We start from the raw sequence: 17,222 nt of genomic DNA on the forward strand, positions 1-17,222 counted from the left end.
CGACCCTGTCCTCAGCCTGCTCAAACATCCCTTTTGTCGTCAATGGTCTGAGCCAATTTCTTCTTCGAGACCGGCTCGAAAGCCGCCTTCCGCGCTGCTCGGCGCAGCGTCCGGAGCAGCACGGGGCCCGTCACCACCACGAGAACGGCGGTGGTGACGGCTCGCCCGAGGTCCCAGCCGAGCGAGGTGGCGAGCGTGAAGGCCGCCAGCCGCACCAGGTTCGCGCCCGCGGACGCGTCCGGGTCGAAGCTCACCGACGTGCCCTCGCCGACCGCGAACGGCCAGAACGACAGGTTCAGCAGGAACCCGAAGAGCAGCGAGCTGATCACGCCGTACCCCGCCAGCAACGCGATCTCGGCCTTGCCACGCCACCGCGGCAGCAGGCCCGCGCCGAGAGCCACCCAGGCCGCGCCGAGCATCTGGTACGGCAGCCACGGGCCGACACCGCCGGTCAGCAGCGCCGAGGCGAACAACGTGGTGTTGCCCAGCACGAACCCGAACCCCGGCCCGAACACCCTGCCGCTCAGCACCATCAGGAAGAAGATCGTCTCGATGCCCGCGGTGCCGGCGCCGAGCGGCCTGATCGCGGCCCCGAGCGCGGACAGCACGCCGAGCATCGCGATCGCCTTGGAGTCCAAGCCCTTGTCGCTCAGCTCAGCGAGCACGACGGCCAGCACCAACGGCAGCAGCAACGCGAACGTCCACGGCGCGTCGCCGCCGTGCGCGATGTCGCTGGACGGCGCGACGAACAGCGGCCAGGTGAACGCCGCCAGGCCGATCACGCCGGACACCAGCAGGGCGACCGCGGACCGGCTCTTGATCGCGATCACAGGGCTGCCTCGACGTCGGCGACCGTGAGCCACGGCCCGAGGATCTTGCTGACCTGCGGGGCGAAGATCGGTGACGAGGTGACGACCTCGCGCGCCGGGCCGTCCGCGACGATTTCTCCCTCGGCCATCACGATCACCCGTGTCGCGTACTCGGCGACGAACTCGACGTCGTGCGTGGCCAGCACGATCGCGCTGTCGAGGTCCTTCAGGACCCTGGCGAGCGCTTCCTTCGCCGGGTAGTCGAGGCCGCGCGTCGGTTCGTCGAGCAGCAGCACGTCCGGGGCGCCGGTCAGCATCACGGCGAGCACGAGCGCCAGCCGTTGCCCCTCGGACAGGTCGCGCGGGTGGACGTCCTGCGGCACGCAAGCCAAGCCGTCCAACAACTTCCGGCACGTTCCTGCCGGTTTACCGGTCTCGTTGTCAGCCTGCGCGCACTCCTCCGCGACCGTCTCCAGGTAGAGCAGGTCGGACGGCTGTTGCGGCACCAGCGCCACGGTTCGGCGTCTTTGGGCGGGCTTCAGCGTCTTCGGATCGGTACCGTCGACCGCGACCGTGCCGGACGTGCGTCTGCCACTCCCCTGCACCGCCCAGAGCAGCGACGACTTGCCGGAACCGTTGCGCCCCATGAGCGCGACGCGTTCGCCGGCACCGACGGTGACAGATACCCCTTGCACAGCCTGGACATCGCCGTACTTCACCACGACGTCTCGTGCTTCGAGCACGGGCTTGGAGGTTTGCGGGGTCTCGGTCGCGGGCTGCGGAAGTCGGGCGCGCAGTGGTGCCGCGACTCGGCGCGCGTCTCGTACCGACACCGGAACCGGCGACCACCCGGCGAGCTGGGCGAGCCTGACGACCGGCGGGGCGACCAGGGCTGCGGCGAGCACCTCACCAACGTCGCCGATCTCGCCTTGTGGCAGGAGGAGGGCTCGGTCCGCGTACTGGGCGACGCGTTCCAGCCGATGTTCGGCGATCACCACGGTCATCCCGAGGTCGTGCACAAGTCGTTGCACCGCAGCGAGAACGTCCTCGGCGGCCCCCGGGTCCAGTGCCGATGTGGGTTCGTCCAGCACGAGGATCCGCGGATGGGCCGTGAGGGCCGCACCGATCGCGACCCGTTGCTGCTGGCCACCGCTCAGCGTCGCAAGTGGACGGTTCCGCAGCGATGCAAGGCCCAGCAGGTCGAGGGTTTCCTCGACGCGCTTGCGCATGACGTCACCGGGCAGGCCCAGCGACTCCATCGAGTAGGCGAGCTCGTCCTCGACGTTGTCCGCGACGAAACCCGCCATCGGGTCCTGGCCGACGAAGCCGACCACGTCCGCCAGCTCACGCGGCGGGAACCGGGAGGTGTCGCGGCCGTCCACGAGCACGCGGCCGGCCAGGGTGCCGCCGCTGAAGTGCGGGACCAGGCCGTTGACGGCGCGCAGGAACGTCGACTTGCCCGAACCGGTGCGGCCGACGACCAGGCAGAGTTCGCCCTCGGGGATCTCCACCGAGAGGTTCGACAGCACCGGCTTTTCGGCGTAGGTGATCGTGACGTCCTCGAACCTGATCATGCTTCCCTCGCGATCGCCACTGGCACCAGCGCCACCAACACGGCCAGCGCCGGCACCAGCGGCAGTTCCGGTGCCTGCAACGGAACCGTCGGCGGCGACAACGCCGGGTCCGCCGAGAACACCAGCGCCACCGCCCCCAGCACCCCGCTCAACGCCACCCCGACGGCCCTGGCCGTCCACCGGTCCGGCCGATAACGCGTGCGCGGCACCCGGCGCGCGCCGACCTTCAGGCCCGCGATCGCCAGCACGCCACCGAGCGCGAGCAAGGGCCAGCCGGAGTAGGCGTCGGCGAGCAGCCCGTACATGCCGATGCAGGACCCGAACAGCCCGGCCAGCACCAATGTCCCGGTCAGCGCCCGGTCCCGGCGCGAGATGCCCGCCGTGCGGCCATATCCGCGGGAGTCCATGGAGGCGGCCAGCACCAACGACCGTTCGAGAGCGTCTTCCAGCACCGGCACCAACATCGTGCGGATCGCCTTCGCACCACGTGCCGTGTCGCCGCGGAGCTGACGAGCCCTGCGCACCGACCGTGCGGACGCGACCAGTTGTGGTGCAACGGTCAGCGCCACCACCACGGCCACGCTCACCTCGTACAACGCGGCGGGCAGTGAGCGCAGCAGGCGTTTGGGGTTCGCGAGGGCGTTGGCGGCACCGACGCAGCTGAGGATCGTCGCGAGCAGCAAACCCTGGTACAGCGCGAAAACCAGGCCCTCCGCGGAGACCGGTCCGCCGATCCTGATGCCCTGGGCCCAGTCCGGGAGCGGGACCTGGGGCAGGGTGAACAGCACGGTCGGGCCTGCGATCCCGCCGAGGAACACGTGCAGGACCACGCGCAGGCCGATGATCAGCAGGCCGAACTTGAGGAACACGCCGTAGGTTCCGGCCCACAGCGTGTTCGCCCGGCAGGTCACGACGACCACTCCGGCCACGGCGAGGATCAGGCCCAGCATCAGCGGGTTGGTGGTGCGGCTGGCGGCGGTGGCCAGGCCCAGAGCCCAGAGCCACCACGCGCCGGAGTGAAGCCTCACTCGGCTTCCGCACCACGCCGACGGCGTGCGACCACCAGCCCTGCCACGACGAGCGCCGCGATCAGCACCACGCCGATCACCGTCCACAACCAGCCGGACCCGGACTTCTCCTCAGCCTGCTGCGCCTTCTCCTCAACAGCCGTCGACGTCTCCCCCACCGACGACGACACCGCCGACGAAGGCGTCGAAGAAGAAGCCACCACCGAGGACGACGTTGGAGCTGCCGAAGAGGTGGGCGGTGCGGTAGTCGTTGTCACCGCAGGCGGTTGCTGGGCCGGAGGTTGCCCCACCGGCGGCGGTTGCGGCGCGGGCGGCTGAGGCTGGGGTGCCGGAGCCGCGGGCGGGGCGATGCCGGGTTGTTCTCCAGCCCCGAACGCCCAGCCCTCAACGGTGCCGCGAGCGGGCACGTAGGTCGCGGCGCCCTGGTTGCTGTACGACCAGGCGCCACCGGCGGGTGCGTGCCAGTACGACCAGTAGGCCGTGGCGGGCGAGGTGTTGACGCACTTGTCCGCGTCCGCGCCCGGCTTTCCGTTGATGCGGCAGACAAAGCCCTGCTGCCGTGACGCGTAGGTGTAGCCGAACCCGGCCGCCGTCAGCGCCGCCACCCCCGACGACGGACTGCCCGGCGCGCACCCCTGCCGCACGCCTCCCCCGAGACCGCGGTAGTCCACGACGACCGTCACGCCGTCGCAACCGGCCGCGTGCGCCGGCACCGGTACGAACGCGGCTACCAGTGCCAGCGCGGCGAAAAGCCTTTTCACGGAGTGGCTGCCGGGGCCACGCCCGCGCCGAACGCCCAGCCCTCGACGGTGCCCGGCGCCGGGTTGTAGCTGCCCGCGCCCGAGGTGCTGTAGGTCCAGGTGCCACCGGGCGCGGCGTGCCAGTACGACCAGTACGCGCTGGTGGTGGGGGCGGTGCACGGGTTCGGCAGCAGGTTGATCCGGCACACGAAACCGGGCTGACGCGGCACGAACGAGTAGGTGAAACTGGCGTCGGTCAGCGCCTGGAGGCCGGTGGCCGGGTCGGTCGTGGTGCATCCGGTCTGGACGCCGCCGCCCAGCGCGGCGAAGTCCACCACCACCTTCACGCCCGCGCACTGGGCTGCGGAAGCAGCGGGCGACGTGACCACGAACGTACTCGCGACGAGGGCGAGGACGGCAAGCATGCGGCGCATCAGGCACCAACCTTCCGACGACGGGAAACGACGAGCAGGACGGCACCGGCGAGCACCGCGAAGGAACCGAACAGGGTCAACGGCACGACCTGGTCGGGACCCGTGACGGCGAGCGGCGGGTCAGCCGGGGTCCCGGGACCGGCCGGGGCGGGCACGGTGGGCGACGGAGAAGGCGTGGTCGTGCAGTCGATCGCAGGCACACCAGCGGAAGCGGAGGACGCCGACACGTCGGCGAGGCTCACCCGAGCAAGGCCGAGCATCGCCTGGGTGGTGGCGCGCACCGCCGGGTACAGCTCGAAACCGGTGCTGTCGTAGGAGACCGCACCGCGTTGCGCCTCAGGTCCGGCACATCCGACCTGCAACGACTTCAGGTACGCCACGGCCTTGTCCGCGACCTCCGCACGGCCACCGGCGACGAGCGCGCCGACCGCGAGCCCGGTGCTGTTGGCGTTCGCGCCCGCCGTCGCCGACGGGAACCCGCCGTCCGCCTTCTGCTGCGCCACGAGCCAGGCCAACGCCTTCGGCGCGGCGGACTTCTCGCCCACCGCCAGCAGTGCCTGCAGCACCATCGCGGTTCCGTCCACATCGGACCTGCACGTCGGCTGCCCGAACGCGATCGGGAAACCGCCGTCCGGGCACTGCGTGGAAACCTGGTACGCCAGCCCCTTGTCGAACGGCAGCGCCGCGCGCTTCAGCACGATGATCGCCAACGCCTGCGTGAACGCGTTGGTCTGGTCCCACTCGGGATCGGTCTTGTCGCGGTACCGGCCCGATTCCTCCTGCAGCGCCGAAAGCCGCGCCAGCAGGTCGACGCCCGCGAACTTGTGCGGATCGGTGCCGAGCGTCTGCGCGACCAGCGCGAGCTTCGCCAGGCCACCGACGTACGACTCGGCCTCACCGTCACCGACCAGGAACGCCAGCTGCTCCGGCTGAGCCAGCCAGGCAGCGGCCTTGGTGGCGGTGGACTTGCCGACACCGGCCGCCGCCAGCGCGTACACGCCGTCCGCGGTCAGCCCGGGATCGACGAGATCAGGCCCCTTGAGCAGGTGGTCGCCGCCGGCGAACTGGCTGGCCAGCCACGTTCCCGCAGCCGGCGCCTCGGCCGCCTGCGCCCGCGGTGTCGCCACGAGCGCGGCCGCGATGATCGCGACCAGCACGGATGTCCGTCTCACTACGCCTCCCTGCCCCGCGGTCCTCGACGGGGTTGGTGGAGCTACCGCGCGCCACGGGCAGTCGGACTATCACCGTTGCGGGTCAGTGCCGGAGTTTCACCGGCTTCCCCCGCGGCGTGCGGATGCTGTTGTCAACCAAGGATCGTGCGGGAGGGATCAATCCGAGTCAAATGGCTGTGAGCTGGGCCATCCACCGGCACAATCGTGGTGTGGGGGAATTCGAAAACATGATCATGGCGGCCGTGCCGTCGATCGAGGCGCTCATCCCGGCCGCTCCAGCCGCCGAACTCGGCAGGTACGAACCGCGCCAGTGGACCGGTCGTCCCGACTACGGCACGCCCGTCCAGCGAGCGCTCGACGACTTCGCGGGGCTGACCGCGGAGCGGTTGCTCGGCGCGCTGGAGTTGGGCGTGGCCGGGCTGACGCTGACGGCGCCGGCCGCGGTGGTGACCGGCCTGCAGCCGCTCCCGGACGGCAGCCTCTTCTCGCTCATCTCGTCCAACGGCCAGAGCGCGCTCAAGACACCGGTCTCCATGGTCACGGCTGTCCACCGCGGCGCGACCGAACTGGTCACCGAACAGGTGCGGTCGATGGCGGGGCTGCTCGACCTCAGTGAGGTGAGCGGAGACGAAGCCTCGATCATCGCCAAGCACGGCGCGGCGCATCTCGCACTGGCCGTGGCGGTGTCGGCGGCGGTGCTGCGGGCGATCGGCACGCCGACCGCGACCGACCCGGTGGCGATCATCGGTGTCGCCATCGGCGTGACCGCGCTGCTGTTGCCGTCGATCCCGAAGCCTCCCGCGTACGAGCAGGCGGTGCTGGAGAAGCGGAGGGCCGAGTACATCGGCTCGTCCTGGCCGACGAACGTTCCGGTGTTCGCCCACGAGTTCGTGTTCGTGGAACAGCCGAGTCTCGACAATGCGGACTTCGGGGCCACCGGACTCGTGGCAGCGATCAGCACCGGGTTCGCGGTGCGCACCGGGATCGCGGAGGGCACGGTGCCGGTGTCGGTCCGGGTGGTGCTCGACGTCCCCGGTGAGGAGGAGATCACGCACTGGGACGAGGTGGCCGAGGCGAGCTTCACCGCCGAGCAGGGTGACGCGCGGCTCGGTCACGGTGGAATGCCGCCGTGGCCAGGAGAGTTCCGCGTTCGAGTGCATGCGCGCGGGCGGGACGGGGACGACGAGGAGCACTACGAGCTGTTGATCTGGCCGGAGCCCCACTCGGAACCGTTGGTGCGCAAGAAGACGGATCGCGTCGGCCATCTCCTGCGCGGTGAACCCGCCCCCGAGGTCAGGATCCCGCCGGAGGCCGGGCTGCGGTGGCTGCCCGCGCTGCTCGGGGAGGCAGCGCCGTCACCGTCGTCAACGGTCTCGACGTCGACGACGTGGTCGACGACTTCGAAGAGGACTCCATCGCCGTGGAGATCGACGGCGGAACCGTGGTGGTGGAGTGCAACAACTACGTCGGCTCCCAACGAGAAGTACTGGAACGCTTGTCCCGCAACGGAAAGGCGGCCAGCCTCTTCTGGAACGTCAACGCCGTCAGGCGGCTGTCGTTCGCCCGCGACGGGCAGCTGATCTCGTCCGAGGAACCGTGGGAGGAAGCCGACTTCGGCGACGACCCGGAGGTCGCCGCCGCACTCGACGGACTCGACTTCGGCGACTGGCGGCACACCAACGCGAAGGGGATCACGGCGGTCACCCGCTTCACCGGCAGGGTGCTTCCGGAGGACGATCTCACCACCGCGATCCAGGACATGTATCAGTAGCTGGGAAGACTGAGGCTGTTCACCACTTCGGTGAAGTCGTCGCCGGGCGCCCCGCCCCGTTCCTGGTTGCGCAGCGCCATGTCCTGGTTGGCCGTCACGTACGGCCGCAGGATCTCCTCGTAGCGCTGGAAAGCCGTGGAAGGGTCGTCGCGGAGTTCGCCGGCGAGCACGTACGCGCCGACCAACGCCATGCTGGTGCCCTGACCGGACAACGGCGAACCGCAGTAGCCGGCGTCACCGAGCAGCACGACGTTGCCGCGCGACCAGGAGTCCATCCGGATCTGGCTCATAGAGTCGAAGTGGAAGTCGGGCGCCTCCCACATGTGCTTCAGCGCGGTCGGCCACGCCCAGCCGGCGTCGGCGAACTTCTCGGCGAGCAACGCCCGTTGCGCGTCGACGTCGCGGTGGTCGAAGGAGACCTCGCCGTTGAAACCCATGTAGACACGGCATTCCGCGTTCGAGCGGGCGCTCATGATGCCGCCGCCGACGACGTCGCCCTGCTGGAAGGTCTGCCAGTGGTCGAGGTTCAGGAAGTTCGGCGCGGTGAAGACGGCCAGGTTCATGCCGAGGTGGCTGATGAACTCCGATTCCGGGCCGAAGGCGAGCCTGCGGACGTTGGAGTGCAGGCCGTCGGCGCCGACGATGACGTCGAAGTCGCGGGGCGCGGCCTTCTCGAACGTGACGCGGGTGCCGTCGATCGAGGTGATCGTGTCGTCGAACAGGTACTCCACGCCGTCGGCCGCTTCGAACAGCATGTTCGCGAGGTCGTCGCGCAGGAGCTCGACGTCGGGGCTGTCGAGGTCGCCGCCGCTGAGGGTGTGCGTGGTGGAGCGGAACAGCTCGTTGCCCTCGGCGTCGACCATGTTCATGCCGCGCATGTTGGTGTCGAACGACCTCAGCCGGTCGCCGAGGCCCATCCGCTCGACGACCTCCAGCGCCGGGCCGCGCACGTCGATGGCCTGGCCGCCGGGCCGCAGACCGCGCGCCCGCTCCACCACCGTGACGGTGCAGCCGTAGCGGCGCAGCCAGTACGCGAGCGCGGGTCCGCCGATGCTGGCGCCGGAGATCAGGACGTTCTTCATGGTGTTGCCCCCTGTGAGTCGATGGTGCCCACAAGGTGCCGACCGGTGCTGACCGTCCACTGACCGAACGTGGTCAGCGACGGTCAGCCGCGGTCAGGGCTCAGGTCCGGGAGGTGACCCTGGCCGCCGAGGTGCCGAGTCCCGACGGACCGCGGTGGAACGCTCCCGTCAGCAGGTGGGCGTTCACCGGCGTCTTCAGCTCCTCCTCGCCGTAACGCGAGGTTTCCTTGTGCCAGTTGACGATCCCGACGATCCAGTCCTTCAACTCGTCCGCGTACCGGCTCAGCGACACACGGGTGGCGTCGTCGAGCGACAGGTCGTCGCAGAGCTTCGGCAGATCGGTGTCGGCGGACTTGACGAACTGCGCGAGCCGGGCGTCCATGAGCTTGTAGGTGATCTCGAACGCCCGGGACTGGGACACCCCGAGGAAGCTCTCGATCACCCTCACCATGTTGTGCACCTCGCCCTCGTACTGGATTTCCTTCAGGTACGAGGTGACGTCGTTGAGCATGCAGCAGTAATCCATGGCCGACCGCTCCATGGTCTGCACGACCCGCGTTCCCCAGATCTCCGGCGGAACCGTCGTCGAATGCGAAAAGCGGCTCAGCGACGTCGTCAGTTCGGAACCGAACGTGGACCGGCGCATTTCCAGGTAGTCGACCGGGTCCGGCACGCGGTTCTGCTGGATGTTGACGACTTCCCACACCCACGCGTCGAGCATCGCGTCGAGGGTCTCCCGGAACGTCGCCCGGAAATGCGCGGGCATCGGCGCCGCGGTCTTGAGCCACAGGTCCGCCAGCGCGCGCTCGGTGGCGTTCGCCGGGACGAGCTGCGGGACGAGGTCGAGCGGCATGCACTGCTTGAGCCGGATGGTCTGCGCCTTCAGCCCGGCGAGGTCCCTCAGCCGTCCGAACACCCACGGGTAGACGTCGTCGGCGTAGGTGCCCCAGGTCAGCCAGGCCCCGGAGACGAACAGCTCGAACGGCGTCGCGTCCGGGTCGAGTCCGGCCGAGCACAGCGGCAGGTCGAAGCCGCGGTGCTTGGCCTCGTCCCAGATGCCCTCGCTGTGGAGGCCCATCTCCCGGCCCCAGGCGATGACCTCCTCGCGCGCCTGGTCGAGGTGCGGGGAGAGCGTCAGCGGGAACGGGAAGTGGAACGGCACCTCGTAGGGTTCGACGATCTTGGGCGTGCCGGCGAACTGCTTCAGCCGTTGCGGCATGGTCTTGACGTACGAACCGAGGATGTTCGCCGCGGACATGCCGAGCGGAGTGTCCGCCTGAACGAGGCCCTTGTTCATGTACCGCGACGACCGCAGGTGCCACTCGTGGCCGCCCGCCTGCCAGTCCTGCAGGCCCTTCGCGTAGCCCAGGACGGCCGCGCGGCCGATGGGGTCGATGGCGTGCTCGTCGAGCAGGATCGGGACCTCGGTGACGGCCGTGTGCTCGAACTGGTGCAGCCGGGACGTCAGCAGGTCGTTGACGGCCTCTGCGGCCTCCTGGGTGGGGAGGTCGAGGAACTTCTCGAACACCAGCACGCTGTTCGACAGCTCGCCCTCGTCGAGCACCTCACGCTCGTAGGAGAACAGGTCGTTGCGCAGGTGCACGGCGTCGCTGAACGTGTCCCTGAGGACTCCGATGGGGCGGGAGAGGGCGATCTGCGCTGGCACCTCAAGACCGACCGCGTGCTCGACCAGGTTCGCGCTCCACGGCGCGCCACCCACCTTGCGGCGCATCTCGATGTACTCGATGGGGTTGGAGAGCCGCTTCGCGCTGATGTTGTGCAGCTCCCACATCGACTCGTCGAGCAGGTGCTTGGTGTTGTAGGCGAACCGCTCGCGCCAGTCGACCGAGTGCGACGGGACCGTGCGCCGCCAGAGGTCGGCGAGGCCCTTCTCGACCGGGTTCGTCGGCTCCTCGGTGATGACGCCGCTGACCGGCATGAACAGCGGCAGCCGGTCCAGGTACGCCTGGGCGCCCTTGATGTCCGGGTTGCGCTTGTAGAGCTCGACGAAGTGGTCGTCGAAGTAGAAGACCCACACGTACCAGTCGGTGATGAGGTCGAGCGTCTCACCGTCGCAGTCGGGGTGGGTGTACGCGCAGAGCAACGCGTAGTCGTGCGACTCGAGGTCGTCGTCGGTCCAGATCACCGTGCCGTGCTGCGGTACGTCGATCATGTCCATCTCGTGCGCCCAGGCGCGCGTGTGGACGCGGGCGCGCTCGAGGTTCGGGTTCAGCCGGGCCGGGTAGGGCGTGTAGAACTCCGGCAACTGGAACGGCTGCATGTGCGTTGGACCTCCGCGCGTTGGACGTATCGCGATGCACGCAACCAGCCCAACGCACGGGCACGCCAGATGGTGAAACCTTGATCTACACGTTCGTAGGGCGGCATCGCCCGTTCAGCCCAGCCGATCTCGATCGGCAGGCACTCAGCGCACCAGTGACTGGGCGCTCAGTTTCACCGCGAACGGGAATTGCAACTCGACGATCTCTTCGCCGTCGGAACGGGCCTGCTCGACGTAGACGCCGTTTTCGAGGTGCAGGCACCGCATCCACGGACTGTCGTAGTCGATCATCCAGTAGTTCTCGCAGCCGACTTCCTGGAACTTCGCCCGCTTGAGTTCCAGATCCACGTGTCGCGTCCGGGGCGACAGGACCTCGACCGCCAGCACGGGCGGTCCCATCAGCGCCTGCTTCGTGAACTGCTCACGCCGGCCCACCACCAGGTCCGGGATGAACACCGTGTCGTCCGCGAGCACCACGTCGACCGGAGCGGGAAGGACCTCCAGCTCCGGCGGGCAGACAGCCGTCAGCGCCACCAGCAGCCGGGCGACGACCCGCTGGTGCACGGGACGGGGTGAGGGGCTCATCACCAACACCCCGTCGACAAGTTCGAAACGGTGCCCGTCATCAGGCATCGCCTCCAGGTCCGCCCACGTCAATGGCCTGCCGTGGGGAAACGTCGGGACACCACCCATGGTGCGTTCCACCCCCGCGTCGAGGCCACTGTCCGCCGGACGGACACCGGCGATGCCATTAGACAAGACTGGTCCGATTCTCACGACTCACAAGCCCCTTTTGGCCGACCTCGCACCACTGCACGCACACATCTCCGTCACGCCCGTCCCGCTGGGTGAGCGTCCAGTGGTCCTGCCGTGGAAGGCGCCACCCGGACGGAGCAGCGGTTTGGTTGCAATCGAACAAGTGGCTAATTTTTGATCAATTTTCGGGCGATTTTCGGTAACACCGTCGCCTCCGCCAATTGCTCGCGAATGCGACCCTAACGGAATCTTACCGGCCAGCCAAGCACTCGGTTGGAGCAATACTTCACAGGTACCCTACATCTGGAAGATCAAATCCCCCCGGACCGGTTTCAGTCCGAATTCCGAGTAAACCGCACGAGCCGCTGCCTCCAGTTCGGAAGCGAGTTGAGTTTCGCCACACGCGAGATGCACGCGGGACAGTTCCATCCGGGCCCTGGCCGCGCCGACGACGTCGAAGTTGGTGTCACAGATGGCCGCGGCCTCGCGCAGCAACGTCAGTGCGGAGCCGCGTCGATCGCGCGCGAACTCGTTGCGCCCCAACGCATACAGCACAAAGCTCTCGCCACGACGATCCCGTGCGGCGCGTGCCAGGTCCAAAGCCGTTGTCAACACGTCGAAAGCCTGGTCGTGCCGTCCCTCGGCGGCCAGCAGCTTGCCCCGCCGGTAGTTGATCTGCGCCAGCACGCGAGCCGGCCCCACCCCGCCGCACACGTCCACCGCGGCGTTGAGCCTCGACAGGGCACCGGCGGGGTCGCCGTCGTACAGGTCGATCTGGGCGAGGAGCTGCAACACGGACGCGTGTCCGATCGGGTCCCTCAGCCGTTCGTACACCGCCAAAGCCCGCTGATACCACTGCCGGGCCTGTGCCAGCTCACCCGACGACCGCGACACGATGCCGAGGTTGCGGTAGACCAGCCCGAGCCCGGCGAGATCATCGAGGTCCTCGAAGACGTCCTTGGCGAGCACGGTCATCTCTCGCGCGGTGTCGTAGCGGCTCTGGCTGATGTGCAACGACGCGAGCGAGCACCGCAGCACGGCCGAGCCGCGCAGGTTGCCCGCCGCCTCGCACGCGGCCAGTGCGATGTCGTGCGTGCGTTGCCAGCCGTCGTAGTCGGTGCGGGTCTCGAACAACGTCACGAGCCGGTGTGCGAGCTCCCAGCTCAGCTCGTCCAGGCCGGCCTCGGCTGCCAACAACACCGCCTCGCACAGGTTCGCGTGCAAGGATTCCAGCCACGCCAACGGGTCGGACCGCAGCAACGGGTCGAGCCGCACCACCTGACGCACGGACGAGCCGCGCACGACCGAGAACTCGCCGCCGTACACCGCGGCCCGCGCGTGATCCACCAGGTACAGCCAGCCGCCGAGCACGCGCCGCAGGGCGTCGGCGGTGGATGCCTGCCCCTCCGCGAACTCCCGCACCAGTGCGGGCACGACATAACCGGAGCCGTCGGTTTCGACGAGATGCGCGGACACGAGTTCGTCCACAGCGGACTGCCCGCGCACGTCACCGAAAGCCGCGACGGGCGCCCACGACGGCAACCGCCGTTCTCCGAGCGCGGCCAGCAGACCCAGCAGCCGGCGTGCGTGCAGGCTCAGGTCGCCGGACGTTTCCTCCAACCGTTCCCGGATGGACAAACCGCCGTGTGCCAACACGTCCAGCCGCGGGCCACGGAGCTGGTCGACCAGCAGCGAGATCGGCCAGTGCGGCCGCGCCGCGAGCCGGGCGCCGGCGATCCGCAACGCCAGCGGCAGGCAGTCCGTGGCAGCCACCAGGGCTTCCGCATGGTTTCCGGACAGCCGTGCGGGACCGATCTGGTTGCCCAGCAACGTCATCGCCTGTACGGGTTCCAGCGCGCCGACCTCGACCACGTGCGGCAACCGCAACCGGTGCCGGGACGTCACGAGCACCGCGCACCCAGGACTGTGCGGCAGCAGCGGAGTCACCTGCCCGACGCTCGTCGCGTCGTCCAGGACGAACAGAAGTGATTGGCGCGCAACAGCGTCTCGATAGGCGCTCAGGCGTGCGGCGAAATCCGCCGGAACGGACATCCCGAACGAGGCGAGGAATCGGCCCAGCACTTCGTACGGGGTCGTACCACGCAGCCGGACGAACAGCTGGCCGTCCGGGAAGAAGCCGTTCGCCACCTGGTGCGCGGCGTGCACGGCGACCGTCGTCTTGCCGGTACCGACCGGCCCGGTCAGCAGCACCACCTGCGGAAACGGGGCGATCAAGTCCACTGCGGACTGGACCAGCTCCTCCCGTCCCACGAAGTCGGAGATCGCGGCGGGCAGCTGGTGGGGGCGTGGGAAGAGGTCGGTCCGCACAACCGCTCCCTCCGCCGGAGACCGTCAGTCGAAATCAGTCTCACACAGAACGCCCGCCGGATCACCGCCGTCGACTCCGGTCACCCGTGCGACGATCGCTCGCATTTCCCGCAGGTGCGCGGCGGAATCCGGGTCGTCCGCGCGGCTCAGTGCGAGCAACGACTCCGCCTGCCCCAGAACGAATCCGGTCTCCCGTTGCACCGCCAGTGCTTCCACAGCGAGTTCGTGCGCCCGTTCGACCTCACCCGCCTTGAGCCGCAGCAACGAGAGCGTCGCCAACGCCCTGCCGCGCTGCATCAGGAACCCGAACGACGTGGCCTGCACGAGCGCACGTTCCGCCAGTTCGAGGGCGGCCCCGTCGCCGGACGCGTGCAGGACGCGCGCCAGGTCGACCAGGCACTCGGCCTCCTTCTCCTCCCGCCCCAGCGATTCGGCGAGCTTCAGCCCGCGCCGCAGCGCCTCGGCCGACTCGTCCAGCTGCCCCAGCCGGTGCCGGGTGGTTCCCACGATCACAAGGCCCGGCAACACGTGAATCTCGCCCAGCGCGAAGTCCACTCGCTCGCAGTGCTCCAACGACTCACGGAGCCGGCCGGACCGCGCCGCGGCCAGGCCGAGGTTGAGGTGCACGGCGGCAGCTTGCCTCGGGTCGTCCGTCAACAGCAGAGCCTGGCGCAGCAGGCCGATCGCGTCCTGGGTGCGGCCGAGCGCGACTTGGAGCACGGCGAGGTTGTTGAGGCAGTGGAACTTCCCCGTTTCGTCGTCGATCTCCTCGTACAGCCCCAGCGCCGCTTCCAGGTGCGGGAGGCCCTGCCGCCCGTCGAGCTCGCAGTGCAGCGTGCCGAGCGAGAGGTGCATCGCCGCCCGGCCGCGCCGGTCGTCCTCCTCCTCCGCGGCGGCGAGCCCGGCCGACGACGTCTCGTGCCACCGGTCGAAACAGCGGCGCAGCCGGCACCAGCGGCGCAACGAGTCCGCCAGCTCCCAGCGGTAGCGCGCGGGCTCGGCCCGCAACGCACAGGTCGCCACCGACTCGCCTTCACCGTCCAACCAGGACAGTGCGGCCTCCGCGCTGTCGAACGAGAACCGCGAAGTACCGTTCCGGTCGAGCCGGTACATCTCCGGTGCCAGCAGGTCGAGTGCCGCGTCGGTGGTGTGCAGGTAGTGGTCGAGCAACCGCAGCCGCGCCTTCTCGGCGTCTTCCTCGGCGCTGACGAGATCCCGTGCGTAGAGGTGCAGCAGGTCGTGCACATGGAACCGGCCGCGGGTGTGCGGCTCGATCAGGCTCGCGCTCTCCAGCATCGAGATGAGCCCCCGGACGTCGTGCACGCCCATCAGCGCCGACGCGGTGCGTGCCGTGAAGTCCGTGCGGGGTAACAACCCCAGCAGCCGGAACAGCCGCGCGGCCTCGTCCGGCAACGACTTCAGCGACAGCTCGAACGCCGCCGTCACCGCGGCCCGCCGGTCGCCGCTGATCACGAGCTGCGCGAGCCGGTCGCCCCGCGCGAGATCCGCGACGGCGTCCGCGATCCGGTCGTGCGGCCGGCACGCGAGGTTCGCGGCGGCGATCCTGATCGCGAGCGGCAGGTAACCGCACAACGCGGCGAGGTCCGCGACCGCGTCCGGTTCGGCATCGGCGCGTGCGGAACCCAGCACGCGGTTGATCAACGTGTGCGCCTCGGCCGGTGCCAGCAGGTCCAACTCGACCCGGCGGGCGTCGTCCAGCGCGCTCAGCCCGCGCAGGTCGTTGCGGCTGGTGACGATCACCGCGCACCCCGGCGTGCCCGGCAGCAGCGGCCGGACCTGGTCCTCGTTCGCCGCGTTGTCCAGCAGGATCAGCACCCGCCGGTTCGCGAGGACCGAGCGGAACGTGCTCGCCTGCTCGTCCACCTCGCCGGGGATCTGGTCCGGCTCGACGCCGAGACCGCGCAAAAGCTGGGTCAGCGCCTCGGCCGGGGTCGCGGCGGGGGCGTCGTCGTAGCCGCGCAGGTTCAGGTAGAGCTGGCCGTCCGGGAACCTGTCCCGCACGCGGTGCGCCCAGTGCACGGCCAGCGCCGTCTTGCCCACGCCCGCGGTGCCGGCGATGGACGTGATCGCGACGGTGGGCGCCGCCAGACTCGCGTCCAGTTCGTCCAAAGAGGACTGACGGCCGGTGAACCGCGCCAGGTCGGCCGGCAGCTGCGCGGGACCTTTCCGGGAGACGGGAGCGGACTCGCTGTCCTGGTTGAGGATCGCCTGGTACGCGGACCGCAGGCTGCGACCGGGATCCACGCCCAGTTCGTCGGCGAGCAGTCGACGGGTGCGGTCGTAGAGTTCCAGCGCGTCCGCCTGCCGGTTGGACCGGTACAGCGCGATCATCAGCTGCTCGACCAGTTGCTCGCGGAACGGGTTCGCGGCCACCAGCGCGGACAGCTCGGTGATCACCTGCTCGTGCTGCCCGAGTTCCAGCTGCAGTCCGAAACACTGCTGGGCGACGGCGATCCGGCGTTCGTCGAGCCGCTCGGCCTCGACCCGCAACGCCTGGCTGTTCAGGCCCGCCAGCGCGGGGCCGCGCCACAACGACAACGCCGTGCGCAACAACCGCACGGCCTCAGCGGGTTCCACGGTCTGCGCGGTCGCCACGTGCCGTTCGAACGTGACGACGTCGAGCGCCGCCGCACCGAGGACGAGCCGATAACCCGGCCCGTCGGTGACGATCATGCCGGGCGCCCCGAGCGCCGCCCTGAGGTCGCCCACCGACTTCTGGATCTGGTGCTTGCCGGTCGACGGCGGTTCCCCGTCCCACGCCACGTCGACCAGGTGGGTCAGCGACACCACCCGGTTCGGCGCGAGCAGCAGCGCGGCGAGCACCTTCTGCCCGCGCGCGCCGCAGAGCTCCAGCCGCACGCCCCCGTCGCGTGCCTGGACAGGGCCCAGAATCCCGAATTCCACCGCGCCACCGTAGGGCCATTTTCGCTGGTTGCGGCAGCGGTAGTGAGACGGTGGCGAGACGGGACCGGCGGCTGCCCTCAGTGCTTGTGACGTGCTGTGACCTGCCGTTCAGAGCACTCTTGATCGATGCTCGCCGGGTGCTGCGCGGACTCCATTTCCGAGCAATTCAGCGCATCTCCGGAATTTCGCCGTTCACCGCATCTCAGGACGGTGTGATCGCGGTGGGGACGATGTGTGGACGCACTCCCACACCCTCGGTGGCACCACCACCGAGGGGAGCCGGGGATGCGCAGGACGAAGGACAAGATCGCCCAGTACGTGG

At 69.4% G+C, this 17,222-nt stretch carries 12 protein-coding genes and 1 riboswitch; of the genes, 1 reads left to right on the forward strand and 11 read right to left on the reverse strand.

Going from position 1 to position 17,222, the window contains the following annotated elements:
• Positions 1–20: 20 nt before the first annotated feature.
• The 6 genes from SK803_RS21760 to SK803_RS21785 are packed head-to-tail and all read right to left on the reverse strand — an operon-like array spanning position 21 to position 5,757.
• On the reverse strand, positions 21–830 hold the full coding sequence (locus tag SK803_RS21760) for an ECF transporter S component (protein WP_319967880.1): 810 nt from the start codon (positions 828–830) through the stop codon (positions 21–23).
• Entirely contained in the window at positions 827–2,383 is a 1,557-nt protein-coding gene (locus SK803_RS21765; protein ID WP_319967881.1) for an ABC transporter ATP-binding protein, read from the reverse strand. The genes SK803_RS21760 and SK803_RS21765 overlap by 4 nt, the downstream gene beginning before the upstream one ends.
• On the reverse strand, positions 2,380–3,411 hold the full coding sequence (locus tag SK803_RS21770; RefSeq protein WP_319967882.1) for a CbiQ family ECF transporter T component: 1,032 nt from the start codon (positions 3,409–3,411) through the stop codon (positions 2,380–2,382). The genes SK803_RS21765 and SK803_RS21770 overlap by 4 nt, the downstream gene beginning before the upstream one ends.
• Positions 3,408–4,172 (reverse strand): hypothetical protein, encoded by a 765-nt coding sequence (locus tag SK803_RS21775; protein ID WP_319967883.1) that lies wholly within the window; start codon positions 4,170–4,172, stop codon positions 3,408–3,410. The genes SK803_RS21770 and SK803_RS21775 overlap by 4 nt, the downstream gene beginning before the upstream one ends.
• On the reverse strand, positions 4,169–4,585 hold the full coding sequence (locus tag SK803_RS21780) for a hypothetical protein (RefSeq protein ID WP_319967884.1): 417 nt from the start codon (positions 4,583–4,585) through the stop codon (positions 4,169–4,171). Before SK803_RS21780 ends, SK803_RS21775 begins: the two co-directional genes overlap by 4 nt.
• Positions 4,585–5,757 (reverse strand): prenyltransferase/squalene oxidase repeat-containing protein, encoded by a 1,173-nt coding sequence (locus SK803_RS21785; RefSeq protein ID WP_319967885.1) that lies wholly within the window; start codon positions 5,755–5,757, stop codon positions 4,585–4,587. The genes SK803_RS21780 and SK803_RS21785 overlap by 1 nt, the downstream gene beginning before the upstream one ends.
• Before the next feature lie 47 nt (positions 5,758–5,804).
• A riboswitch (adenosylcobalamin-variant (AdoCbl-variant) riboswitch) is annotated at positions 5,805–5,876 on the reverse strand.
• 1,328 nt (positions 5,877–7,204) lie between these two features.
• On the opposite strand from SK803_RS21785, the gene SK803_RS21790 reads away from it, so the two are divergent.
• On the forward strand, positions 7,205–7,528 hold the full coding sequence (locus SK803_RS21790; RefSeq protein WP_319967962.1) for a DUF6461 domain-containing protein: 324 nt from the start codon (positions 7,205–7,207) through the stop codon (positions 7,526–7,528).
• On the opposite strand, the gene SK803_RS21795 is transcribed toward SK803_RS21790, so the two are convergent.
• From SK803_RS21795 to SK803_RS21815, 5 genes are all read right to left on the reverse strand, one after another.
• Positions 7,522–8,610, reverse strand: a complete 1,089-nt coding sequence (locus tag SK803_RS21795; RefSeq protein WP_319967886.1) for an FAD-dependent monooxygenase — start codon at positions 8,608–8,610, stop codon at positions 7,522–7,524. The two genes, SK803_RS21790 and SK803_RS21795, sit on opposite strands and share 7 nt — an antisense overlap.
• 100 nt (positions 8,611–8,710) lie before the next feature.
• Positions 8,711–10,891: a terpene synthase family protein gene (locus SK803_RS21800; RefSeq protein WP_319967887.1), complete on the reverse strand. Its 2,181-nt coding sequence runs from the start codon at positions 10,889–10,891 to the stop codon at positions 8,711–8,713.
• A 144-nt stretch (positions 10,892–11,035) separates the two neighbouring features.
• Positions 11,036–11,584 carry a Uma2 family endonuclease gene (locus SK803_RS21805; RefSeq protein WP_319967963.1) on the reverse strand — a complete coding sequence of 183 codons (549 nt, stop codon included), beginning with the start codon at positions 11,582–11,584 and terminating at the stop codon, positions 11,036–11,038.
• A gap of 360 nt (positions 11,585–11,944) precedes the next feature.
• Entirely contained in the window at positions 11,945–13,975 is a 2,031-nt protein-coding gene (locus SK803_RS21810; protein WP_319967888.1) for a tetratricopeptide repeat protein, read from the reverse strand.
• A gap of 24 nt (positions 13,976–13,999) precedes the next feature.
• Entirely contained in the window at positions 14,000–16,900 is a 2,901-nt protein-coding gene (locus tag SK803_RS21815; RefSeq protein WP_319967889.1) for an AfsR/SARP family transcriptional regulator, read from the reverse strand.
• Between the last annotated feature and the right edge of the window lie 322 nt (positions 16,901–17,222).

Source organism: Lentzea miocenica, from assembly GCF_033949945.1.
GTDB lineage: Bacteria > Actinomycetota > Actinomycetes > Mycobacteriales > Pseudonocardiaceae > Lentzea > Lentzea miocenica.

What these genes read in the sequence shown, in the direction of transcription:
- SK803_RS21795 (WP_319967886.1), bottom strand. Translation starts at nt 8,610, where the DNA reads ATGAAGAACGTCCTGATCTCCGGCGCCAGCATCGGCGGACCCGCGCTC.
- SK803_RS21800 (WP_319967887.1), bottom strand. Translation starts at nt 10,891, where the DNA reads ATGCAGCCGTTCCAGTTGCCGGAGTTCTACACGCCCTACCCGGCCCGG.
- SK803_RS21765 (WP_319967881.1), bottom strand. Translation starts at nt 2,383, where the DNA reads ATGATCAGGTTCGAGGACGTCACGATCACCTACGCCGAAAAGCCGGTG.
- SK803_RS21780 (WP_319967884.1), bottom strand. Translation starts at nt 4,585, where the DNA reads ATGCGCCGCATGCTTGCCGTCCTCGCCCTCGTCGCGAGTACGTTCGTG.
- SK803_RS21805 (WP_319967963.1), bottom strand. Translation starts at nt 11,584, where the DNA reads ATGGGTGGTGTCCCGACGTTTCCCCACGGCAGGCCATTGACGTGGGCG.